The organism is Pseudoalteromonas sp. bablab_jr011, from assembly GCF_016464045.1.
In the GTDB taxonomy this organism is placed as follows: Bacteria; Pseudomonadota; Gammaproteobacteria; order Enterobacterales; family Alteromonadaceae; genus Pseudoalteromonas; species Pseudoalteromonas lipolytica.
In genome coordinates this window covers 21,621-45,143 of sequence record NZ_JACDWU010000302.1, presented here as the reverse complement: position 1 = coordinate 45,143, position 23,523 = coordinate 21,621, and the positions used below count along the sequence as shown (strand labels likewise).

At 40.4% G+C, this 23,523-nt stretch carries 24 protein-coding genes and 2 tRNA genes; 16 read left to right on the top strand and 10 right to left on the bottom strand.

Features of this window, described 5'->3' with window-relative positions:
• A partial coding sequence (locus JIG41_RS18905) for a valyl-tRNA synthetase (RefSeq protein WP_199524622.1) occupies positions 1–100 on the bottom strand: 100 nt, incomplete at its 3' end.
• A gap of 112 nt (positions 101–212) precedes the next feature.
• Positions 213–1,982 carry an aspartate--tRNA ligase gene (gene aspS / locus JIG41_RS18900; RefSeq protein ID WP_180311494.1) on the bottom strand — a complete coding sequence of 590 codons (1,770 nt, stop codon included), beginning with the start codon at positions 1,980–1,982 and terminating at the stop codon, positions 213–215.
• A 227-nt stretch (positions 1,983–2,209) separates the two neighbouring features.
• On the opposite strand from aspS, the gene JIG41_RS18895 reads away from it, so the two are divergent.
• The 4 genes from JIG41_RS18895 to JIG41_RS18880 all read left to right on the top strand — a co-directional run bounded on the left by JIG41_RS18895 (position 2,210) and on the right by JIG41_RS18880 (position 4,835).
• Positions 2,210–3,058, top strand: a complete 849-nt coding sequence (locus tag JIG41_RS18895) for a DUF72 domain-containing protein (protein ID WP_118844191.1) — start codon at positions 2,210–2,212, stop codon at positions 3,056–3,058.
• A gap of 13 nt (positions 3,059–3,071) precedes the next feature.
• The gene (locus tag JIG41_RS18890; protein WP_074989719.1) at positions 3,072–3,566 is read left to right on the top strand and encodes a M48 family metallopeptidase; all 495 of its coding nucleotides are present in this window, start codon (positions 3,072–3,074) and stop codon (positions 3,564–3,566) included.
• Between the two features lie 407 nt (positions 3,567–3,973).
• Positions 3,974–4,291, top strand: a complete 318-nt coding sequence (locus JIG41_RS18885; protein WP_180311493.1) for a hypothetical protein — start codon at positions 3,974–3,976, stop codon at positions 4,289–4,291.
• Position 4,292: 1 nt separating this feature from the next.
• Positions 4,293–4,835, top strand: a complete 543-nt coding sequence (locus tag JIG41_RS18880; RefSeq protein WP_180311492.1) for a hypothetical protein — start codon at positions 4,293–4,295, stop codon at positions 4,833–4,835.
• Positions 4,836–5,064: 229 nt separating this feature from the next.
• On the opposite strand, the gene JIG41_RS18875 is transcribed toward JIG41_RS18880, so the two are convergent.
• Positions 5,065–5,745: a DUF3334 family protein gene (locus JIG41_RS18875; protein WP_036969376.1), complete on the bottom strand. Its 681-nt coding sequence runs from the start codon at positions 5,743–5,745 to the stop codon at positions 5,065–5,067.
• 118 nt (positions 5,746–5,863) lie between these two features.
• Between JIG41_RS18875 and cmoA the strand changes: the two genes are divergently transcribed.
• From cmoA to JIG41_RS18850, 5 genes are all read left to right on the top strand, one after another.
• A complete protein-coding gene (cmoA, locus tag JIG41_RS18870) occupies positions 5,864–6,589 on the top strand; it encodes a carboxy-S-adenosyl-L-methionine synthase CmoA (protein WP_036971611.1) in 726 nt (241 codons plus the stop codon).
• A 27-nt stretch (positions 6,590–6,616) separates the two neighbouring features.
• Positions 6,617–7,585: a tRNA 5-methoxyuridine(34)/uridine 5-oxyacetic acid(34) synthase CmoB gene (gene cmoB / locus JIG41_RS18865; RefSeq protein ID WP_036969378.1), complete on the top strand. Its 969-nt coding sequence runs from the start codon at positions 6,617–6,619 to the stop codon at positions 7,583–7,585.
• Between the two features lie 193 nt (positions 7,586–7,778).
• A complete protein-coding gene (purM, locus tag JIG41_RS18860; protein ID WP_036969381.1) occupies positions 7,779–8,831 on the top strand; it encodes a phosphoribosylformylglycinamidine cyclo-ligase in 1,053 nt (350 codons plus the stop codon).
• Complete coding sequence (gene purN, locus JIG41_RS18855; protein WP_199525261.1) at positions 8,831–9,478, top strand: phosphoribosylglycinamide formyltransferase; 648 nt, start codon at positions 8,831–8,833, stop codon at positions 9,476–9,478. The genes purM and purN overlap by 1 nt, the downstream gene beginning before the upstream one ends.
• Positions 9,423–10,235 (top strand): DUF3108 domain-containing protein, encoded by an 813-nt coding sequence (locus JIG41_RS18850; RefSeq protein WP_199525260.1) that lies wholly within the window; start codon positions 9,423–9,425, stop codon positions 10,233–10,235. The genes purN and JIG41_RS18850 overlap by 56 nt, the downstream gene beginning before the upstream one ends.
• Before the next feature lie 19 nt (positions 10,236–10,254).
• Here the strand turns inward: JIG41_RS18850 and JIG41_RS18845 are convergent, their stop codons facing one another.
• Complete coding sequence (locus JIG41_RS18845; RefSeq protein WP_036969389.1) at positions 10,255–11,019, bottom strand: class II glutamine amidotransferase; 765 nt, start codon at positions 11,017–11,019, stop codon at positions 10,255–10,257.
• Between the two features lie 336 nt (positions 11,020–11,355).
• Between JIG41_RS18845 and fadE the strand changes: the two genes are divergently transcribed.
• On the top strand, positions 11,356–13,812 hold the full coding sequence (fadE, locus tag JIG41_RS18840) for an acyl-CoA dehydrogenase FadE (RefSeq protein WP_036969391.1): 2,457 nt from the start codon (positions 11,356–11,358) through the stop codon (positions 13,810–13,812).
• Here fadE and JIG41_RS18835 read toward each other — a convergent pair.
• Both JIG41_RS18835 and JIG41_RS18830 read right to left on the bottom strand, forming a co-directional pair.
• Positions 13,809–14,894 carry a DUF6136 family protein gene (locus JIG41_RS18835; protein ID WP_206770814.1) on the bottom strand — a complete coding sequence of 362 codons (1,086 nt, stop codon included), beginning with the start codon at positions 14,892–14,894 and terminating at the stop codon, positions 13,809–13,811. The genes fadE and JIG41_RS18835 overlap by 4 nt on opposite strands.
• 8 nt (positions 14,895–14,902) lie before the next feature.
• The gene (locus tag JIG41_RS18830; protein ID WP_074989730.1) at positions 14,903–15,493 is read right to left on the bottom strand and encodes an ATP-binding cassette domain-containing protein; all 591 of its coding nucleotides are present in this window, start codon (positions 15,491–15,493) and stop codon (positions 14,903–14,905) included.
• A 147-nt stretch (positions 15,494–15,640) separates the two neighbouring features.
• Between JIG41_RS18830 and JIG41_RS18825 the strand changes: the two genes are divergently transcribed.
• From JIG41_RS18825 to JIG41_RS18815, 3 genes are all read left to right on the top strand, one after another.
• The gene (locus JIG41_RS18825) at positions 15,641–17,566 is read left to right on the top strand and encodes a S9 family peptidase (RefSeq protein WP_199525258.1); all 1,926 of its coding nucleotides are present in this window, start codon (positions 15,641–15,643) and stop codon (positions 17,564–17,566) included.
• A 301-nt stretch (positions 17,567–17,867) separates the two neighbouring features.
• Positions 17,868–18,305, top strand: coding sequence for a SulA-like leucine-rich domain-containing protein (locus tag JIG41_RS18820; protein ID WP_036969400.1), 438 nt, complete (start codon positions 17,868–17,870; stop codon positions 18,303–18,305).
• 40 nt (positions 18,306–18,345) lie between these two features.
• Positions 18,346–18,825 (top strand): YchJ family protein, encoded by a 480-nt coding sequence (locus JIG41_RS18815; RefSeq protein WP_036969402.1) that lies wholly within the window; start codon positions 18,346–18,348, stop codon positions 18,823–18,825.
• Between the two features lie 171 nt (positions 18,826–18,996).
• Here JIG41_RS18815 and JIG41_RS18810 read toward each other — a convergent pair whose 3' ends face one another.
• A complete protein-coding gene (locus tag JIG41_RS18810) occupies positions 18,997–19,296 on the bottom strand; it encodes a DUF6172 family protein (RefSeq protein ID WP_036969405.1) in 300 nt (99 codons plus the stop codon).
• Between the two features lie 158 nt (positions 19,297–19,454).
• Entirely contained in the window at positions 19,455–19,970 is a 516-nt protein-coding gene (locus JIG41_RS18805) for a VC2046/SO_2500 family protein (protein ID WP_180311487.1), read from the bottom strand.
• 112 nt (positions 19,971–20,082) lie between these two features.
• Between JIG41_RS18805 and JIG41_RS18800 the strand changes: the two genes are divergently transcribed.
• A tRNA-Tyr gene (locus tag JIG41_RS18800) sits at positions 20,083–20,167 on the top strand.
• A 48-nt stretch (positions 20,168–20,215) separates the two neighbouring features.
• Positions 20,216–20,300 (top strand) — tRNA-Tyr (locus JIG41_RS18795).
• Between the two features lie 327 nt (positions 20,301–20,627).
• Here JIG41_RS18795 and JIG41_RS18790 read toward each other — a convergent pair.
• The gene (locus tag JIG41_RS18790) at positions 20,628–21,317 is read right to left on the bottom strand and encodes a M48 family metallopeptidase (RefSeq protein WP_036969409.1); all 690 of its coding nucleotides are present in this window, start codon (positions 21,315–21,317) and stop codon (positions 20,628–20,630) included.
• A 98-nt stretch (positions 21,318–21,415) separates the two neighbouring features.
• Here JIG41_RS18790 and JIG41_RS18785 point away from each other — a divergent pair, with 98 nt between their 5' ends.
• Positions 21,416–22,396, top strand: a complete 981-nt coding sequence (locus tag JIG41_RS18785) for an ion channel (RefSeq protein WP_199525257.1) — start codon at positions 21,416–21,418, stop codon at positions 22,394–22,396.
• Here JIG41_RS18785 and JIG41_RS18780 read toward each other — a convergent pair.
• Positions 22,393–23,463 (bottom strand): GGDEF domain-containing protein, encoded by a 1,071-nt coding sequence (locus JIG41_RS18780; RefSeq protein ID WP_036969415.1) that lies wholly within the window; start codon positions 23,461–23,463, stop codon positions 22,393–22,395. The genes JIG41_RS18785 and JIG41_RS18780 overlap by 4 nt on opposite strands.
• Positions 23,464–23,523 lie beyond the last annotated feature (60 nt).

Here is a 23,523-nt window from a genome sequence, read left to right as displayed (position 1 = left end):
TCATATCGCCTTTTTCTACAGCGTCGACAACTTGTAATTTAAAGCCTAATGAATAATCTCGTTGTGTTCGTTTGATCGGTGTATTATTTGACTTGGTCATAATAAGTCCTAAATGTGTAAACACATTTCAGGACGAGACATTAAACACAAAAAAGCCCTAAGGAGTACACCTTAGGGCTTTCATTAAAGCTTATAATTCAGTTTATTAAGAATTACTCAGCGTCTTTTGCAACCACATTAATCGCAAGCTCTGTTAACGAATCCGCATTAGCTTTGCTTGGTGCATCTGTTAATAAACATGATGCTTGCGTTGTTTTAGGGAATGCAATTACGTCACGAATGTTATCAGTGCCACATAGCAACATCACTAAACGGTCAAGACCAAACGCAAGACCTGCATGCGGTGGTGTACCGTATTTTAGGGCGTCAAGTAAGAAACCAAACTTGTCTTGTTGCTCTTGTGCATCAATACCTAAGATTCTAAACGCTGTTTCTTGCATGTCGGCGTTGTGAATACGTACTGAGCCACCACCTACTTCATAGCCATTCAATACCATGTCGTATGCATCAGAGATTGCTGCGGCAGGGTTTGCCTCTAGCTCTGCTGGCGAAATTTCTTTTGGAGCCGTGAATGGGTGGTGAACCGCATGTAATGTACCTTCGTCGTCTTCTTCGAACATTGGGAAGTCAACAACCCATAGCGGTTTCCAGCTATCAAGGTTTGTAATACCTAAATCAACACCAATCTTAAGACGAAGCGCACCCATTGCTTCGTTAACCACGTTGCGTTTGTCTGCACCAAATAGAATGATATCGCCCGATTGCGCATTAGTACGCTCAAGTAATTGGTTAATCACGTCTTCATTTAAGAATTTAGCGATTGGTGATTGTACACCTTCAACACCCGCAGCACGGTCGTTAACCTTCATCCATGCAAGGCCTTTCGCCCCATAAATACCGATGAATTTCGTGTAGTCGTCAATCTGCTTGCGAGAAAGCTCTGCACCGCCTGGTACAGTTAACACGGCAACACGGCCTTTTTCGTCGTTTGCAGGGCCTGAGAAAACTTTAAATTCAACGTCTTTGACTAAGTCAGCAACATCAACAAGTTGCATTGGGTTACGTAAATCTGGCTTATCTGAACCGTATAAACGCATTGCTTCGCTGTAAGGCATGACAGGGAAGTCACCTAAATCAACGTTAAGCAGTGATTGCCACATTTCACGGATCATTTTCTCTGTCATCGCACGAACTTCATTAGAGCTCATGAATGACGTTTCTAAATCGATTTGTGTGAATTCTGGCTGACGGTCAGCACGTAAATCTTCGTCACGGAAACATTTAACAATTTGATAGTAACGGTCAAAACCCGACATCATTAGTAATTGTTTAAATAACTGTGGCGACTGAGGCAATGCATAAAAGCTGCCTTTGTGCACACGGCTTGGTACTAAGTAGTCACGCGCACCTTCTGGTGTTGCTTTTGTAAGTACGGGTGTTTCGATATCTAAGAAACCATTGTCATCTAAGAAACGACGCACAAAGCTGCTCGCTTTTGCACGTAGTTTAATACGGTCACTCATTTCAAGACGACGTAAATCTAAGTAGCGGTATTTTAAACGGCGCTCTTCAGAGTTTTGCTGATTAAAATCAAGAGGTAATGGCTCTGAACGGTTGATGATAGTTAAGCTTGTGCCTAAAATTTCAACTTCACCTGTTGCCATGTCTTTATTTACTTGGCTTTCAGGGCGTGCGCGAACAACACCTTTTAACTGCACACAAAACTCTTGGCGTAGTTTATTCGCAGTGTCCATTAATCCTTCTACTTCAGGATCAAAAACCACTTGAACGAGCCCTTCTCTGTCACGCAAATCGACGAAAATAAGTCCACCAAGGTCACGGCGTTTATTGATCCAACCACATAGTTCAACTTCTTGATCTACGTGAGATTTATTTAGCTGTCCGCAATATATAGAGCGCATAGTATTCCTGTCAGTTAAAGACTTATAGCCGCCTGCTCTTAAGAGTTCGCTATTTTGAGAGCAAAAGCCACTATACAAAGTAATCATTTAAGGCTGAGCATTATACCCAAAACATCTCAAAATGCGAGTGCCAGCAGTGCGCCAAGAAGCCTAAATATACGCACTGACTTCTGAGCATTCATTTCTTTTGTTACACTACGCGCAGTTTAAATTTATTGGTTGATTTAATGCTGTACTTAGGTTGTCCGCAGTGGTCTAGCACCGCATGGAAAGGAAATTTACTCTCTAGTCACTGTAAAAGTGCCGACATGCTCAACGAGTACGCGCACACCTTCAATTCGGTTGAGGGCAATACCAGCTTTTATGCTGACCCAAGTCACGAATCATTATTACGCTGGTGCGATGCTGTACCCAACGACTTTAAATTCACCTTTAAATTTCACAGACGCTTTAGCCATGAATTACAACTCACCAATATAAACAATGAGCTAAATGCATGGCTGACCCTGTTTGAACCTATTTTTGCCAAAACTGGGCAAATTATGTTGCAGTTACCAAGTGCCTTTGGCCCTAATGCTCTGCCCCTGCTGACTAATTTTATTGCCCAGTTACCCAAACACCTCAATTATGGTGTTGAAGTACGCCATCCCGCGTTTTTTCAAAAAGGTGATGCTGAAATTCGCCTTAATCAGCTACTAATTGAAAACAACATTAATCGCATAAGTATGGATACACGGGCTTTATTTGCAGTGCCCGCAGAAACAGATGCATTGATTGATGCGCAAAAGAAAAAGCCTTATTTACCTGTCCATGCTATAGCAACGGGCAGTAATCCGATGCTGCGCTTTGTTATTGCAAGCCTTAACCATGAATACAAATCGTATTACCAACCTTGGCTTAAAAAAATAAAACAATGGCTTGAAGAAGGTAAATCACCGTATGTGTTTTTTCATACCGCCGATAACCGCGAATCGCCACTATTGGCGAGGCAATTTTGCCAAGATTTAGGTTATAATCACCCGGTGCTCGCGCCTTTTACAGGTGAGCGAGAAGCCAGCCAAAGCAGTTTATTTTAATTTCAGAGTGCATATGAAAGACTACAGCCGTTATTTTCAAGGTTACCCGCCCCATATCGTTGACCAAGTATTACAGCTTTTTAGTAATGACAAAGCCGCACAGTATTTAAAAGGTAAATACCCTGACGCGCATAACATCACCAATGATAAAGCCTTATACAATTATGCAACCGAGCTTAAAAAACGTTACCTTAAAAACGCCCTGCCTTTTGGTCGTGCCGCGTTTAAAAAACAAGGCGATATGGTCACCAATGCGTTAGGTACGCATACTTTTCGTATGCAAGGCAAAACGCGTAAGCACGACCTAGCCATTAACAGCGACTTACTATGCGCACCAGAGCCGTTATTAAAAGCATTGGTTGTTCACGAACTTGCACATTTTAAAGAAAAGGACCACAACAAAGCGTTTTATCAACTCTGTTGCCACATGGAGCCGCAATACCATCAACTCGAGCTTGATTTAAGAATATTCAGTGTGCTGGTAGGTGAAGGGAAAAACCCTTATTAATGCTATCAAAAGTTAATTATAAATTTATAAGGATGAAATAACTGCTGAAATTTATAATTTTTTATAAAAACCCATTCTCGTTAAAGCTTTCTAACATATTCAAGTCATAACTTTTAAATTATTTATTATAAAAATACTCATTATACAACTTTATACTCTTGATTAAATAGACCTCCAGTTATAATGCCATCAAACCTCCCCCCTACACCCAAGTTAAACCTATTAATAATGAAATCATTTAAACTTACATACTGGCAACCCTAAAAATAGCTCATTCACTGTTAAAGGGAACTCTAGGTAATCACAGGCCAATGTTATCGGTGAATTAACATTGCTATAAATTCAAATAAATGTATCCTCTAGAGTTAGAGTGGATATTTTATATAAAAATTAAAATGGAATTTAATATGACTGATCATACAGCAGTAAAAAATGCTATCAATGCTTTTTATAAGGCAGCAGGTCTAAATCTTACTTTCGAAGGGGATGTTAATGCTCGCGTAGCAGAAACCTTTGGTGAAATGATCTTTGCAACTCAGAAATGCTCAACTGCATTAAGTTGGGTTCCACGGCCAATTGGAGGAAAGGCAACCATATCTTGGATCGTAAGAAACTTTACTCAAAGTGTTTTAAGACAGATAGAATCAAAGCAATCATTAACTTGTGCTAAAGAAGTTGTACGTAACTATAGAACTAAATTACAACTATCTGCGTTGGGAATATAAAATGAAAAGAGTAATCCCTTTTTTGCTATTAATAACATCTAGTAATGTCTTTGCAACTAATGTGATACAATTCCCTAAATCAAAGTGCTCAACAGATACCTTTCAGTTAAATATTGTAGATATATCTTTCTGTCCTACGAGAGATGATTTAAAGAGAATAAACTTCCTTGGATTATCTAACCACACAGTGACAATTCTGAATAATGATAAAGAATTAACAATAGGACTTAACCCGCCAGATATTGCTATATCAAACCTTCACAAAAAATTTAATCTAACTGTGCATGAGTTTTTCCTGAGGTTATATACAAATTCATTAAAAACTAACAAGTTAGATGCCATAAAAAAAGCATTTGATATAGATAGCTCAAATAAGATGAAGGTTTATCGTAAAGGTGATTTGTTTGCCTTTACTATTACTGGAAGCAATGTCGATTATGATAGGGTATATCTTAATAAAGTAGAGAGTGAGGTGATTTACCAAATAACTGGTGAGTTTGATGAGCTAGAACTATTAGAAATACTTTCAAGGCTAGAGTATTAAAAATATAGCTAGGCACTTAAACGATAAATTGCAGTTGGCTTGTGCTTCGCATAATTTAGACAAACTATAATTTCCCGCTTAGCTTGACGTTGGCAATAAGAAAGTTCGGAGTTAGAAATAAAGGTACATAAAGCGATAGTTGAGGACTTGTGATGATCCAATCTTATATTTCTCAGTATTAAATGATTAGCTACCAATTAATACTGAGAGATAGTATATACGAATCCGGTTACAAACCAAGTTCAGCCATAAAATCATCATCGGCATCGTCTGCTTGTGATGCTGCTTTTTGCTTTTCAGCTTTTTGTTTTGCTTCGTTTTCAATGATGTCATCAGGGTCAACCGCTTCTGAAATATCAAAGTCATGAAGCTTGATAAACTCAGTTTTATCCATCGCAAGCTCAAGATAGAAGATATTTTGCTTCGATGTAGTGAATGTCACGCGGCGTGCTTGTGGTCTATCCATAGTGGTATCAACCGAAATCTGTACTTGCTTGTTGATTGCCATCATTTTAGGTTGGTTTTGGGTGATAGACGTATGCAATTGGTCGCGTACTTTAGAAGTAAAGTCGCCCACGATTTGGTTCATCAGCTCACCAAGTACGTTGGCAACGTCGTCTGATAAATGGCTATTGGCTATTTCTTCTTCTGGCATACCCATACTGCGCATATAATCATGGTAAATTTCCATCGCCGCTTGTGCCGTGAAGTTTGTTACCACCAGGCCTGTAAAACCACCATCGAACAATACAAAACAACCTATATCTGGGCGCATGCAGGTACGGGTAATTTTTTGTACCATAGCCGAATAGCTAATTTTATTGCCACTTGCTGACGATAATACGCCGGTAACTGAATGACACAGAGTTGATAAGATATCTTCTGTACTGATCACTTTGCTTTTAGTCATTAAACTTCTCTTTCTTGTACTTGTTATTGATAATTCTAGCCAAGCTACTGAATTTATCACTGACTATCCAGCTAAAAATGCTAAAATAGCGGTATTATTTTTTAAAGAGACTGTTCACGTGACGCAAAAAGACAGTATTTATGCCACTGAGCAAGCGGTTAAAGACTTTAGTTTTGACCAACATGTAGTTGAAGTATTCCCAGATATGATCCAGCGTTCGGTGCCGGGTTATGCCACTATTGTTAGTACCATGGGAAAACTAGCTGGTGAGTACGCACAAAGTAACTCAAACCTATATGATTTAGGCTGCTCGTTAGGTGCTGTAACATTAAGCATGCGCCGTAATATTCGTACAGATAACTGTAATATCATTGCGGTAGATAACTCACAAGCCATGGTTGAGCGGTGTAAACTGCATTTACAAGGCTTTCGTTCTGAAGTTCCCGTTACAGTTACCCTTGGTGATATTAACGATTTAGCCATCGAAAATGCTTCTGTTGTAGCAATGAACTTTACCCTGCAGTTTATTCCGCCTGAAAAGCGCCACGCAGTGCTTGAGAAAATCTATGCTAATTTAAAGCCCGGTGGCGTGTTGCTGCTTAGCGAAAAAATTAAAGGTGAAAATGAGCAATGCAATAATTTGCTGATTGATTTACACCATGATTTTAAACGTCACAACGGTTACTCAGAACTTGAGATCAGCCAAAAACGCACAGCGATTGAAAATGTTATGCGCCCTGATCATTTGAGTACTCATTTAGCACGCCTCACTGAGATTGGCTTTAGCCAAACCCAAGTATGGTACCAATGTTTTAATTTCTGCTCGATGATTGCCATCAAGTAACAGCACAACGATATTAAAGAGTATTTCATGTCTCAATGGTTTAACCAATTTTACGCTGCAATAGCACAAAGCCCGCTCAGTCATTGGCTCGAAACCTTGCCTGCTCAACTTAAGCATTGGGAGCAAGAAGCAAGTCATGGTGATTTACCCAAATGGCAAAAGGTATTAAAAAACTTACCAGAAATCAGTACGGATCATGTAAACCTGCAAGATAAAGTACAGATAGGCACAGGCGATGAGTTATCAGAAGGTCAACAAAAGCAGCTCACCCATTTATTAAAACGCATGATGCCTTGGCGTAAAGGCCCATTTAGCTTACACGGTATCGACATTGATACTGAATGGCGCAGCGATTGGAAATGGGATCGTTTGTTGCCGCATATTGAGCCATTAAAAGGCCGTACAGTACTTGATATTGGCTGTGGTTCTGGTTACCACTTATGGCGTATGCGTGGTGAAGGTGCCAACTTTGTGGTGGGCATTGACCCCTCTGATCTATTTTTATGCCAGTTTCAAGCGATTAAACATTACCACCAAGATGACAATGTTCACTTATTACCACTCGGTGTTGAAGCACTGCCAGAGCTTAAAGCGTTTGATACCGTGTTTTCGATGGGGGTGTTATATCATCGTCGCTCGCCTATCGACTTTTTAGCCCAATTAAAAGCACAGCTTCGTCCTGGGGGTGAATTAGTGTTAGAAACGCTGGTTGTCGAAGGTGACGAACACACGGTACTTGTGCCCACCGATCGTTACGCAAAAATGCGCAACGTGTGGTTTATTCCAAGTACGGCAGCATTAAAGCTGTGGATGGAGCGCGTTGGTTTTAAAGATGTCCAAGTTAAAGATTGTGCAATCACCACACTTGAAGAACAACGCAAAACCCAGTGGATGGAAAACGAGTCACTGGTTGACTTTTTAGACCCCACCGACACCAGCAAAACGATTGAGGGCTACCCTGCTCCTCTGCGGGCTATTTTAACGGCGAAAGCCTAACCTATTTTACCCCTCTTTATTTAGGCGCCAGAACACACTGGCGCCTCTATCTTTACACCTTCATTCTCATTTTGCGGACAACTGTCCTTGTCAAGTCGGTTAAAGTGATTTTTCAACTAGCCGCGCCAGTGCAATTGTTGTAAAATACGCGCGTTTCTAAGCAACCCACATGCAACTTTTTTGAGGAAAACCTGTGAGCGAACAAAAACAGTCTCTTAGCTATAAAGACGCGGGCGTAGATATCGATGCCGGTAATGCACTTGTTGAGCGTATTAAAGGCGTCGTTAAAAAAACCAAACGTCCTGAAGTAATGGGCGGTATCGGTGGTTTTGGCGCACTTTGCGAACTACCAACTGGCTATAAAGAGCCTGTCCTGGTTGCTGGCACAGACGGTGTTGGTACAAAACTACGTTTAGCAATCGATCTTAAAAAGCACGATACAGTGGGTATCGACCTTGTTGCTATGTGTGTAAACGACCTTATTGTACAAGGTGCTGAGCCACTATTTTTCCTTGATTACTATGCAACGGGTAAATTAGACGTCGACACTGCAGCCGATGTTGTAACAGGTATCGGTAAAGGCTGTGAGCTTTCTGGCTGTGCGTTAATCGGCGGTGAGACTGCTGAAATGCCAGGTATGTATGAAGGTGAAGACTACGATATGGCTGGTTTCTGCACCGGTGTTGTAGAAAAGTCAAAAATTATCGATGGCACTAAAGTGGCTGCTGGCGACCAATTAATCGCTCTAGCATCAAGTGGTCCTCATTCAAACGGCTTCTCATTAATTCGTAAAGTACTTGAAGTATCAGGTGCTGACACAAGCGCTGACCTAGACGGCAAAACACTGGGCGATCACCTTTTAGAGCCAACTCGCATCTATGTTAAACAACTCCTTGAGTTATTTAAGCAGGTTGACGTTCACGCGTTATCGCACATCACAGGCGGTGGTTTCTGGGAAAATATCCCACGAGTTTTACCTGAATCTGCAAAAGCAGTGATCAAAGGTGACAGCTGGGAATGGCCTGTAATTTTCAACTGGTTACAAGAAAATGGCAACATCACAACTCACGAAATGTACCGTACATTTAACTGTGGTGTTGGAATGGTATTAGTTGTTCCAGCCGATAAACTTGAGCAAAGCTTAGCGATTCTTAAAGATCTTGGCGAAAATGCATGGCATATCGGTGAAATCCAAGATGCGAAAGCAGGCGAAGAGCAAGTAGAAATTTTAGGTGGTCGTGACTAATGACCCCTTGTCGTCTTGTTGTATTAATTTCTGGTAGCGGTTCAAACCTTCAAGCCATCATCGACGCATGTGCGCGTGGTGAGATAAAAGCCGAAATCGCCGCTGTAATTAGTAATAAAGCCGACGCCTATGGCCTTGAACGAGCAAAAAATGCAGGTATACAAACTCGTGTACTTAGCCATAAAGACTTTGACTCGCGCGAGGCCTATGATGCTGAGTTAATGGACATTATTGACAATTTTGAACCAAATCTAGTTGTATTAGCTGGTTTTATGCGTATTCTTACTCCTAGCTTAGTGCAAAAATTTAAGGGAAAAATGTTGAACATTCACCCTTCTTTGTTGCCTAAGTACCAAGGGCTGAATACCCACCAACGAGCGATAGATGCAAAAGATGACGTTCATGGCGTTAGTGTTCACTTTGTCACAGAAGAGCTAGACGGCGGTCCCGTTGTTCTTCAAGCCAAAGTGCCGGTACTCGAAAACGATACCGCAGAGACACTCGCACAACGTGTTCATCAGCAAGAACATATAATCTATCCATTGGTGGTCAAGTGGTTCAGTGAACAACGACTCAAGATGGAAGCAGATTATGCAGTTTTTGACGAAAAACAACTTCCTGCACACGGCGCGCACTACCCAGAATAAAAATTTAAGTGCCCTACTCGCGTGTGTGGGCACTTTATTACTTCCTACCAGTGTTTTAGCTGGCGATCTCACTCAATACCAAGCCAAATACGATGTACTTCGTAAAGGCGAAACCCATGGTAAAGCAGTACGCGAACTTAAAAAAACAGCCAACGATAGCTATGTGCTAACTTATCATAGTGAAATCGAATGGATGATATTTTCTGATTCACGAAAAGAAACTTCAAAATTTACCTATCAAGATCAAAAAGTATCGCCTTTAAGCTACACAATGGAGCGCTCTGGTACAGGACCTGATAAAGAGTACACATTAAAATTTGATGCTGCACAAAAGCAAGTGAACAGTAATCAAAGTAAATACCCGCTAAAATTTGATTGGTCAGATGATTTTCAAGACTCTCTGTCGTACCAAGTTCAAGTGCGCGAAGAGTTAAAGCAAGGTAAAACCCAGCTTTCATACCCACTAGTAGATAAAAAAGGAAATCTGCGTAGCTACGACTTTGAAGTCATTGGCACCGAAATGATTTCTTTACCAATCGGCAATATTGAAGCCATTAAAGTAAAACGCTTATACGATAACGATAAACGTCAAGCTCTTGCTTGGTTTGCTCCCGAAATGGATTACATGTTAGTGCGTATGTGGAAAGGCGAAAAAGGCGTGGAACAGTTTGAAGTACAACTTAACTCATTCACAGTAACAGCACCTGTGAGTACACCGCCTGCGGTTAAGCAAGAAATGAGTAACGAAGCGCCGTAAAAGCGCTTCGATGTTATCGTTATATTTTCTCACCCATTTTAAATAGCACGAACTCACCTGGTTCCATTTTTTGCCAGCGCTCATCGTGGGTAAGTGGTCGGGTTGCAATGACAGTAACCACATCATTCGGTGTGGTTTCTTTTTGAAAATCAACCACCATATCAGCATCAATTAATGTGGCTTTGCCAAACGGCGCACGACGGGTGATCCAATGCAGATTATTAGTACAATAAGCCAACACATACACGCCATCCGTTAATAGCATATTAAACACCCCCTTTTCTCGCAGAGTATGGGCGAGTTTTGCGGCATAACGGAAAACCGACGCCATGTTGGATGGGCGCTTAGGGTACTTTTCACGAATTTTATCGAGTAGCCAGCAAAAAGCCAGTTCACTGTCGGTGTTGCCAACTGGCCGATAGTAATCAGGCTTTAAGTCATGATAATTAGACAACTGACCATTATGTGCGTAAGTAATTTCGCGGCCCCATAATTCACGCGTGAATGGGTGTGTATTTTCAAGACACACGCGGCCACGATTGCCCTGACGAATATGACTAATAACCGAAATACTCTTTATAGGATACGCTTTAACAAGCTTCGCAATCTCAGATTGGCAGCTTGGCTCAGGATCTTTAAACGTACGGCAGCCTTTTCCTTCATAAAAAGTAATGCCCCAGCCATCTTTATGTGGTCCGGTGTTACCGCCACGTTCTAATAAGCCTGAAAAACTAAAACAAATATCCGTTGGTACATTGGCAGACATGCCAAGCAACTCACACATAGAACTCTTTACCTATAAAACTAAATGAAGGAATGGCATTAATAGCGAAGCTGTGCCAGCAGTTATTGTTAAACATAGCGACACTATTAGCAACTACCCTATTTGTATTTTATTAACTATCTGGTTGAACACGCTAAATTTTTACTTTTATCAACATTATTATTTATTAAATCGCAATAATAAACCTAAACGCCAATCTGGTTGTCTGCTCATCATGGTTTACACTGTAAAAAAATGAACAGGTAAAATTAGTTTTATCCGTGTCCCCCTCTTGATAATTAGCGTTTCTAGCGCTACTCTAAGAGAGGTGGTCTGACCTCTATTAAGGAATAATCAATGACTCTCTTATTTTTACTTGGTTTACTCGTGCTGCTTAGTATTGCGAGTTACCACAGAGCAAGCTGGAATACCTGCTTAGGTATTGCCATTGCGACATTACTTGTTGGCACTTTTGCTGGCGCGTTTGGCGCAATTAGTTGGCTACTATTCTTATTAATTGCTGTGCCACTTTCTGTGACTAGCATTCGTCAACAATACATTATCAAGCCTATTTTTGCTGCATTTAAAAAAGTCACTCCGACAATGTCGGATACAGAAAAATCAGCAATCGATGCCGGTACAACATGGTGGGAAGCAGATCTATTCTGCGGCCGTCCTGACTGGAATAAATTACATCAATACCCAGTACCCAAACTAACCATTGAAGAGCAAGCCTTTATTGATGGTCCTGTTGAAGAAGTATGTGGCATGCTTGATGATTGGCACGCAACTCATGAATTAACCGATTTACCACAAGATGTTTGGCAATATCTAAAAGATAATAAATTCTTTGCCATGATCATCAAAAAAGAATACGGCGGTTTAGAGTTTTCTGCGTTTGCACAATCATGCGTACTGCAAAAGCTTACGAGTAAATCAACACTACTTTCTTCAATTGTTGGTGTGCCTAACTCGTTAGGTCCAGGTGAGCTGCTTCAGCACTATGGTACTAAAGAGCAAAAAGATCATTACTTACCACGCTTAGCAAGTGGTCAAGAAATTCCATGTTTCGCCCTAACCTCACCTGAAGCCGGTTCAGACGCGAGTGCTATTCCTGATTACGGTGTCGTATGTAAAGGTCAGTGGAATGGTGAAGAAGTGGTAGGTATTAGCCTAACATGGAATAAACGTTACATTACCCTTGCACCTGTTGCGACAGTGCTTGGTCTTGCTTTTAAATTACAAGATCCAGACGGTTTATTAGGTGATGACAAAGAGCCAGGTATTACTTGTGCGCTCATCCCAACAGACACCCCTGGGGTTGAAATTGGTCGTCGTCACTTCCCGCTAAATGTTCCATTCCAAAATGGTCCTACTCGCGGTAAAGATATTTTCGTTCCACTAGATTACATCATTGGTGGCCCTAAAATGGCTGGCCAAGGCTGGCGTATGTTGGTTGAATGCTTATCGGTAGGCCGCGCAATCACCTTGCCGTCTAATTCAACGGGTGGAATTAAAACCATCGCACTTGCTACTGGTTCATACAGCCGCATTCGTCGTCAATTCCGTTTACCTATCGGTCAAATGGAAGGGGTTGAAGAGTCACTCGCAAAACTTGCAGGTTATGCCTACAGCTCTGATGCCGCAGTCAGCATGTCGACCGGTGCCGTTGACCTTGGTGAAAAGCCGTCAGTGGTATCAGCTATCATTAAATACCACTTAACAGAACAAATGCGTGAAGCAACCATTCACGGCATGGATGTTCACGGTGGTAAAGGCATTATGCTTGGTCCAAACAATTATTTAGGCCGTGGTTACCAAGGTGCGCCAATTGCAATAACAGTTGAAGGTGCAAACATTCTTACGCGTAACATGATCATTTATGGTCAAGGTGCAATTCGTTGTCATCCGTTCGTACTTACTGAACTAGGTGCATGCTCGATTGAAGACCGCGAAGAAGCACTTGCAGTATTCGACAAAGCACTTATGGGTCATATTGGTTTTACCATTTCGAACCTAGTACGTACTAAGTGGTTAGCATTCACCGGTGCGCGCTTTACAAGTACGCCGTACAAAGATGAAACCGCAGAGTTTTACCGCGTAGCGTCACGTTTTAGTGCTTCACTTGCATTAATGTCTGACATCAGCATGGCTGTGTTTGGTGGCTCATTAAAACGTAAAGAGCGTATCTCAGCACGTTTAGGTGACTTACTAAGCTACTTATACCTAGTGTCTGCAACACTTAAACGTTACAACGACGAAGGCCGTAAAAAAGAAGATTTTGCGCTTGTTCAATGGAGCTGCCAAGATCACCTTTATCACTGCCAACGTGCACTGGCTGACTTAATTAATAACATGCCGTCTGCTGCGCTTCGTGCGATGCTTAAAATCATGTTATTCCCATTTGGTCGCCCAGTACGCAAGCCAACAGATAAGCTTGAGCACAAACTCGCACACTTATTACAAGTACCTAGCGAAACACGTAACCGTTTAGCAAGTTATGTATACCTTAAAAATGAGCCACTTAACTTAGTGGGCCGTCAAGAGCAAACGCTTAAAGACGTACTAGAAGTTGAACCATTATTTGATAAAGTATGCCGCGAAAAAGGTGTAAAACTGCCTTTCTTCCAACTTGATAAAGTGGCACAAATGGGCCTTGAAGCAGGCATTTTAAGCCAAGCCGAAGCTGATAAATTAGCTGCTGTTGAAAAAGCTCGTCTCGATGTAATTAACGTAGACGATTTTGACCCAGCTGACCTCGTTGCAGGTAAAGCTGCACGTAGCGGAAATAACAGCAAAGCTGATGCAGCTTAAGCAATTAACGCTATTCCAATTGTTATAACACACCAAACCAGCGCAAAATGCGCTGGTTTTTTTTGCGCTAAAAGCTGCTGTAAAAAGCACCACACAGCAGCCAAAGCCACCAGCGGCCATTGTAAAACATTTAACAAAAGCATTGCCGCCAATGTCGCTGCACCATAAAACAGTAAACTGGGTATAAAATGACTTAAATAAAACCGTCTGTACTGACCATTTGTTTGAAAAAACATTCGGTATTTTTGAAGCACTGCAAAGCAATCAAACTGTAATGAACTACTTAGTAATACACAGTTTGCCAACACCATAACCTGTATCGCATGATTAAAGTCGCTACGAATTTCAACTAGTTGCACTGCGGCTAATAGGCTTGCAGTAAACAAAGCACTTCGCCAAATTACACTCCAGCTGTGCTCCAAAAAGTAACTAATCCAAAATGAAGTGAGTGAACTAACCACACGTTTGTGACTGAGGTTCATGTTAGGAAAAAATAAACTCCCCATAAAACCAATTAAAAAGCCGCTATGGTAGTGTAAGGAATCTAAACTAAACGGTAAAAGAACCAGAATACTACACGCTAAAAAACCATAAAATAGCGAATAAGGTCTATAAATTACCATTAAACCGCACAGCCACTGCAACAGCATAAATAGAATAAAATGAGGAACCTGCAACCATTGCTGAAGACGAAGGTCAACGGCTATCAATAAGCTTGCCATTAACCACACATTACTGAGTAGTAAAAGCTTACAGTCGATTAAAATTAGCCAAGCAGGCTTAAAGATATGTGCTTGAAAGGCTCTATTTTCTGAGTTTGTTATAGCAGGAGCAACAGCCCATAACATAACGGCTTGCAGTGCCAGATAGAGCAAAGCTAACTGGGCGCTAAAACGGGCATGTTCATGGCTGTCTACAATTTTACCCAGCCCCAAAAATAACAACAGCGCGATGCCTAAAACCGCAGGCCCAAGCACTAACGCAAACAACAAACCAAAGTTTTTAAGCTGCGCCAGTAAGTTCTTAAGTGCAGTTGTATATGCTAAATAGCGGTAGCTCATTAATGCATTATAACGTGACAAGCTCTCTATCATAATGGCGTACACTCAAAGCCTTGGTGTAAAAACACATCTGGCTCGTGGCTGGTTAAAATGATTTGCCCATCGGGTTTATCACTTAAATAGTTATCAAGCAAATTTAGTAAATAATGGATACTTGCTTGGTCAAGTGCTGCACTCGGCTCATCTAAAAGCAAATAAGGCGCCCGCTTCATAAACGTGATTATAAGCTGGCATTTTTTTTGATTGCCTGTCGATAATGCACTAAAACGGGTGTGTAAGTGTTCGCTGAACTTAAATCCGTTAATAAGGTCAATTGGCGCAGGCACATTTAAGGCTTTACAGGTCAGTTGAATAATTTGCTGAGCCGTTAAAAAATCAGGTAAACAAATGCGATCGCTGGCAATAGCCACATACTTTTGTGGTGAACTATGCTGTTTATTAGCATACATTATTTGCCCCGACTGTGATTTTTCAAGGCCAGCAATTATCATCAGTAACGTGGTTTTGCCACTCCCATTGCTCGCCTGTAAGCACATTTTCTTACTGTTAAATTGCTTATTATAATTTTCGAACACGGTTGCTGTAGCAAAACGCTTATTGAGATTTTTTATTTCTATCATTGCCATTCCTTTGCGAAATTTAAATTGTAACACAGCAATGTCCCTAAAAAGTTACATGCTTTGTAACAATTATTTAGCTGCAAAACTTGCGTTTATATATTGAACAAGTAAGACTCAATAACGGAAAAATAATAAGGAATAATTAAAATGAAACCGAGTTTTCAACTAGCAACTATTGCGTGTGCATTAAGCCTTGCATTAGCAGGATGTTCACAATCAAACCAAACGACCACCAGCGCAATTAGTCAGCAACAAGAACACACTATTAAACAGTATGACGCTGAAACATTTTTTGATACCACTTCAATTATGGGCAGCAGCTTTTCACCTAAAGGTGACAAAATCCTTGTTAGCAGTGATGAAAGCGGCATCTATAGCCTCTACGAAATTGATATTAAAACAGCGAACAAAAAACGTTTAACAAACTTTGAAGACAGCACCTATGCTGTTCGCTATTTTCCAAACGATGAGCGCGTATTATTTACCAAGGACTCAGGCGGGAACGAGCGCTATCATATTTATGTACGTGAGACAGACGGCACTGTCAAAGACCTGACTCCTGGCGATGAAACTCGTGCCAGCTTTGCGGGCTTTACAGACGATGGCAAACACTTTTTTATAACGAGTAATCAACGCGATCCTAAGTTTATGGATTTATATCGCGTAGACAGTTCACGCTATGAAATAACACCTGTTTATCAAAATACTCTTGGTCTAGATGTCGGGGCGATTAGCCCTGATGGCCGCTTTATTGCCTTATCAAAAAATAACTCTAATAAAGACAGTGATGTGTTCATTCTCGATACAATGAAAAAAACGCTCAAACCTGAGCTAATCACTCGTCATGATAATGAAGCGCAATATGGCCCTGAAACATTCTCAAAAGACAGCAAGTCTCTGTATTACTCGACCGATGCAAAAGGTGAATTTTCACAGGTTTGGCGCTATGACTTAACGACAGGTGAGCACAGCCCCGCCCTAAAAGATGACTGGGATGTCAGCTTTATTTACTTCTCAAAATCAGGGCGTTACCAAGTAAGTGGGGTTAATGCTGATGCCAGTACTAAAGTGACAATCATTGACACAAAAACCAATAAACAAATCGATATGCCTGCCTTGCCCCCGGGCAATTTACGTGGTGTAAGCTTTTCAGCTGATGAAAAGAGCATGGCGTTTTACCTAAATTCAGATACCTCGCCAAGTAACTTATTTGTTTGGCAATTAGGCGAAACGAAAGCAAAAAAACTGACCCATACTTTAAGCGATGCAATTGATCAAAATGATCTCGTTGAAAGCACGATTGTGCGTTTTAAAAGCTTTGACGGTTTAGAAATCCCTGGCGTTTTATATAAGCCCAAACAGGCTAATAGTAATAATAAAGTGCCTGCTCTAGTGTGGGTGCATGGTGGTCCGGGCGGCCAGAGCCGCACAGGTTACAGCGCAATGCAGCAGAACTTAGTTAATCATGGCTATGCTATATTTGCTGTAAACAATCGCGGTAGCTCTGGCTATGGTAAAACTTTTTTCCATTTAGATGATAAAAAGCATGGTACAGACGATTTGCAAGATATTGTCTACGGGAAAAAGCACTTACAGAGCTTAGACTGGGTTGATGCTGATAAAATTGGCATTATGGGTGGCAGTTACGGTGGCTTTATGACGGCAGCGGCGCTGGCTTTCGAACCTGAAGAATTTAAAGTAGGTATTAATATTTTTGGCGTAACTAACTGGGTAAGAACATTAAACTCTATACCACCTTGGTGGGAAAGCTTTAAAAAAGCGCTGTACGATGAAATGGGTGACCCTGCAACTGATGGCGAACGCCATCGAGCGATATCTCCCCTCTTCCATGCTAAAAACATTACGAAACCACTGATGGTTATTCAAGGTGCAAACGACCCTCGTGTATTGCAAGTTGAGAGTGATGAGCTTGTTGCCGCAGTAAAAGCGAATGGTGTCCCCGTAGAATACGTGTTGTTCGATGACGAAGGTCATGGTTTTACTAAAAAAGAAAACCGTATCAAAGCATCAAACGCGTACCTTGAGTTTTTAAATACGTACTTGAAAAACTAAATTTTAGAAGCCGGTGTACACCGGCTTCTTTATCAAAACACCTGTATAAACCTCAAATATCCTGCATACAAACTACTGTATAAACTTCGATATAAAACACTGTATATATTATTTCATCCATTTTTAACAAAATATCACACTGCAAAGAAACAAAATAACCAATTGTTTTTAAAGATTTAATTTTTTAAAATTATTAAAAACTGAATAATTGGTTAAAAAAATAGCAAAAAAACACTTGCGCAAAAACACTGTATAAACTACTGTATACACATACTGTATAAACAACCAGTGAGTGAAAGTTATGTTACAGCCAATTACCTTAAGAACCGTTAAAAGCTATCAACAAGATAACGACAAAGCGTCGGTTAATTTAATTCAAATTGAAGACGAAATTTCAGCAACATTTGAGCTATTAAAGGTATTACATCACTATAACAGCCAAAGTGCGTGGACATTGTTAATTGCACCTGATCATGTGCCAAGTAAAGCATTACTCGATTCATGTTCAATCGACACCAGTAAACTGTTAGTGATCAGACAAAAGCACCTTGTGAATCTTGAATATGTGTTAAGTTCGGCGCTGCACAACGGTAACTTTGCCGCAGTGATCACCTGGACAGATATTGTCAGCAACAATCAACTAGATTCTATGACTCTTAATTTAGAACATGCATCTGCAAAGTTTTACTGCTTCACCAAAAGCAACCCATTAAACAATTTAGTACCGCAGCCACAATAGGCTTGCTAAAATAGCAATTTATTGTTTTAGGTAAGTTGTTATGACATCACTCACACACTCCCTTTGTCCTTGTGGCAGCAAACAAGATTTCTCGCTTTGCTGCCAACCTTTGCACGCAGGCGATAGCCAAGCGCAAACGCCGGAACAACTTATGCGTTCTCGCTTTAGTGCTTATGCCTTAAAAGATGCAAAATATGTCTTTACAACATACGCACAAAGCCAACAAACCGCTAACCCTGTTAGCGAAATCAAAGATTTTGCTAATAGCTGTCGTTTTACCAAGCTAAGCGTTTTAGATACTGAATATAACGAGCAAGAAGGTTTTGTAGAATTTAAAGCAAATTACTTTTACCAAAACTTGTATTGTGAGTTACACGAGAAATCGCGTTTTATTAAAGAAGATGGACTATGGCGTTACCTTGATGGTGAAATAACGCCCGTTGCTGATATTAAAATTGGCCGTAATGATGAATGCCCTTGCGGTAGCGGCAAAAAATATAAAAAGTGTCACGCAATTTAAATCACGGCTATTCACTTTTTATATAGCCAATCTAAACCTTGACTAGCCATTGTAGGGAAAGCCGTTGCGTGGTGGGCATGTGATATAAATCAACACACAATAATGTCATTGTATTTCAGACAATAAAAATGGGCCTCAAGGCCCATTCTTAAATTCTATGAATTATAACGACTATTCTTCGTCAAATTCTTGTAACTGGCGTTGTGCTGGACGCGCTAGAATCTCGACATAAAACGATGTAAGCCCTTTTGCTTCAATATCGCTAATGCATTTATTAATTTCCGCCACATGAACGACTTTCGCGTCGTCAGCTGACTCTCCAAATTTACAATCAAATGCCCAGTAATCGGCATCTTCTGGGAGAGTTTTATTACGCTCACGTTTTAAATACTTCTTCACTTCGTGCTTAGCTGCATCAACCATGCGAGGGTATTTAATTTTCTCATGGTTAAGCGTGAATGTTTTCTTCATTATAGTCCTAATAACTTGGTTCAATGATAATGGCATAAAGCCATTTGGGCGCATTATAACAAGCACATAAAAAATTAGCTGTACTTTTTACTGATTTGCACCAATTTACCTATCTTTGTAAGTGTAGCGTACAAGGCGAGTATGACAATTTCAATTAATTAAGCAGTTGCCAATTGCAAAGGCTGATGAATCGCCTCGTCCGTTAAGCTGTCATAAAACGCAGCTGCATCCATTTGCATACGCTCTGTGGGTGCGTTTTTATCGTAATAGCGTTTTCTGACTGCTGGCTCACAGTTATCGATGACTTCTAACGGCACATGATTTTTATCATCGCGGATAGCAAGCGGCTCAGGACTGAGGCAATTACGTAGGCGAATATCTGACAAGCCACCTTCTAAAAGTCGCAGCCCATTATTCTGCCCGATTAACATATCATATTGTTCAGGCGCTAATGGTTGTTTTGGGCCTGCCCCTAACTCATTTCTGAGTACGTGTTCTGAACTCTGAGTATCGGTTAATTCTGTTTTCGGTAAATGAAACTGGCTAAAATCAAGCGCATCATGAGACAGCATCGCCAATAATAAGGCAAACTCACCTTGGCGGTGTTCATGAACACTTTTGTTAAGACGATTATCAAGTTGACTCTCGTTGAGCAACAAACCATCAATTTGCATAGACTTTGGCCGAATAGTTTCAAGATTAACCAGTTATCGGCATTAATCTATTTTTCTTTAGTTTTTTTCTTTACTTAAAGAGCCAGTTTGCTATTATCAGCGCCGTTGCATTGGAGGGGTTCCCGAGCGGCCAAAGGGATCAGACTGTAAATCTGACGGCTCAGCCTTCGCTGGTTCGAATCCAGCTCCCTCCACCACTTTTCTACGCTCAGTTAAGTGGGGCCAAATGCAATAAAAATTAGTGTGGAGGGGTTCCCGAGCGGCCAAAGGGATCAGACTGTAAATCTGACGGCTCAGCCTTCGCTGGTTCGAATCCAGCTCCCTCCACCACTTTCCTTCTCTGCTAATTCACTATTCTATTTTTCATCTTATTATTTACTTCTCTTTTCCTAAATCGTTAAACTAAAAATACAGCTATTTCAATTGAATTATCCTTTTGTTATACTATTCCGTTTAATTAAGTGGTCTATTTTGAGGCAATAAAACCGCGTTGATAACAAGGCAAAAATTTAGTTATTTAGTTATTTAGTTGTTCTCGGCAATTGCTCCTGCATTGCTCTACCTCCTGCATCCATGCAGTCGTAAATCAGACATTTTTAACGCAGGTAGCGACTGGTTTAATCACTCAAAATGATTAAGTATTTTTGCGGATTAGTATTAGAGCCAGCGTAAAAATGGACCATTCACTTTCAGCCAATTGCTTGCTTTTTTATGTTCGGGATAAAACTCACTCACCCGTTGCCAAAATGCCGCACTGTGATCCATATGCTTTAAATGCGCAAGTTCATGAACAACAACATAATCAATAACCCATAGGGGCGCACTGGCTAAGTGCAAATTAAAGGTTAACTCTCTTTGGCGATTACAACTGCCCCATCGCCGCTTGTAATGTTGAATTTTAAGACGTGTTGGTAACGCTTCTCTCATTTGAATACAGTAGTTTTGTATACGCATCTCAAGGTAGGTTTCTAACTTGTCATGTAAAAACTCTTCCATCAATGCAAGATACTTTGCGTCTGTGAGTTTAACGCGCGGTGAAATAGCAAGGGTTAATTCATGAGTATCAGTGTCTTGATACCATTGGCTGCAATTTTCTTGCTTAAATACAAGGGGAATTACCTGATCAAATAGCTTGATTTGCGAATTTTTAATGGGAAATTGACACTGCTCAGCGTGTAATGATTGTTTAGTAACTTGCTCTGCAACCCAATGCTGCTTTGTTTTTAACCACGCTTCAATATCTTTACGCGGGACAAAGTGAGGTGCATACACAGTCAACTGCTGCTCGGCGACTTTAATCGCGACAGTTTTTCTACGTTTACTGCGTTTTAACGTGTACTCAAACAAAATAAGCCAATGTAATTAATAAAATCTTTGTATTATATTTTACCCCGTAAAATACCTGCTAATCTATAAAGATGACTCATAAATAAGTTTTTATTCTTATGCCTGATAAACCGTGTTGTAGCTACATTTCACCAACAGGTAACACGTGTCAAGAAACCGATATGGGTTCTGGGTATTGCTTTTGGCATGATAATAAATTTGATAAATCAGGCTTAGAGCTGACTCAAAAGCTTGAACGATATGCAAAAAAGGGCGGGTTACTTCAGGGTCTGCAATTACAACGTGCAAATTTAGTGGGTCTAAATTTAATAAAGAAAGATGATGAAGAAGGTTATGATCTTTCTTACTGCAATTTTTATCGAGCCAATTTGTCGGGGGCACATCTTTTCAACAATAAAATTGCCAATACATCCTTAATGAAAGCGAACCTTCATAGCGCCAGCTTACACTACTGCGATTTGCGAAATACCAACCTACTTGGGGTTAAACTCAGTGATAGCCGCATTGATAATATTTATTTAGGCGAACAATTACTACAAGAAGCCGAGGCGTTTAAAGCTCGTCGAAATAGGCAATACTCGACTGCGCGCGACTTATTTGAACAATCCGAAGAAATATACAGAAATTTACGTAAAGCGTCTGAACACCAAGGGCTTTTCGAGCTCGCGGGTAACTTTACCTATAAAGAATTAAGAATGCGCCACGCACAGTACCCGAAAGGATCAACGAAACAAATTACTTCCAGCTTTATTGACATGTTATGTGGTTATGGTGAAAAACCTGAAAATGTCATTCGCTTTAGTCTGTCTCTTATCGTTTGTTGCGCAATATGTTACTTTTTATTTGGTGTCAGCTATCAAGATTCATTGCTTAGATTTAGTTTTGATAATTCGTTCGATGATAACGTATCAGCACTTTTAAACAGCATTTACTTTAGCGTTGTTACTTTTACAACGCTAGGCTATGGCGATATTACCCCCATTGGATTATCAAGGCTCATAGCAGCGATTGAAGCATTTTGTGGCAGCTTTTCGCTAGCGCTGTTTGTGGTGGTGTTTGTAAAGCGTATGACACGTTAATGGATTATGTGAGAACCTTGATGCTTTTTAGCCTCGTACATTTTCCGATCAGCACGATTTATAAGCTCCTCAGCACCGACTGTGCTGTCTAAAGGCGCTGAAATAATGCCAAAACTCAAATGTAACGCGGGGTATTTTGCTTCAAAAGCAACGATCAGCTTATTACATATCGCAATGGTGTTTTCTACGTCGCAATCTGGCATGATCAGGCAAAATTCATCTCCCCCATAACGACAGGCAATGTCTATTTCTCTTGTATTCTTTTTAAGATATTTCCCGATGAATTTTAATACCTCGTCACCTTTCAAATGCCCTTGTGTGTCATTCACTGATTTAAAGTTGTCTAAATCAAAATATACAATAGTCAAAGGTAGCTTCTGACGGCGCGCTCTTGCTAATTCTCGCTGAAACAACTCTTGCATTTCTCGGCGATTATACAAATTTGTGAGGGGGTCTAGTTTGGCAAGTTTTTCAAGTTCATGTGTACGCTGCGCCACTTTCTCTTCAAGCCCTTTCGCATACACTTCTGTTCTTCGTTTCGCATTTTCTATTTCGCCAACAAGACTCGCAATGTACGTATCAAACACTAATGTTGTATCAAAATAAATAAGCTTATCAATAATGGTTAATGTTTGATTTAGCTCTGCATGGTCTTTTATGGTGTTTCTTAACACATCAAAAATGAGCTCTTTAAGGGTACATACCGCCGATAAATAAAGTTTGGGCTCTACCCCAATTCGCTTATGTACCATGCCAATACGTAGCCGATTATTAACGTAATCATTTTCATAACAGCCACAAAATAAATCTATAATGTATTGTCTTTGTGCATCTCTTAAACGTGTCAGTGTGTCAGCATCTCCAATAAGTAATGAAATTTCATCGACTTCTGTTTGCTTTTTATAGAACTCATCAACCATTTTCTCAATCGCCGACTCGATAAGTGGTTTATAGTTAATGAGTGATGCTAAGCATTGTGAAGAGAGCCCTAATAAATTCATTCTATGCTGAATTTCAACATCATTTATTTGCATTTGCTCGACGAGTGTCTGCTCAGTCCTGCGCATGGGTAATCTCACACTTAAGTATTTTCTAATTAAATATAGCTAATGAAATAAATCCTACTT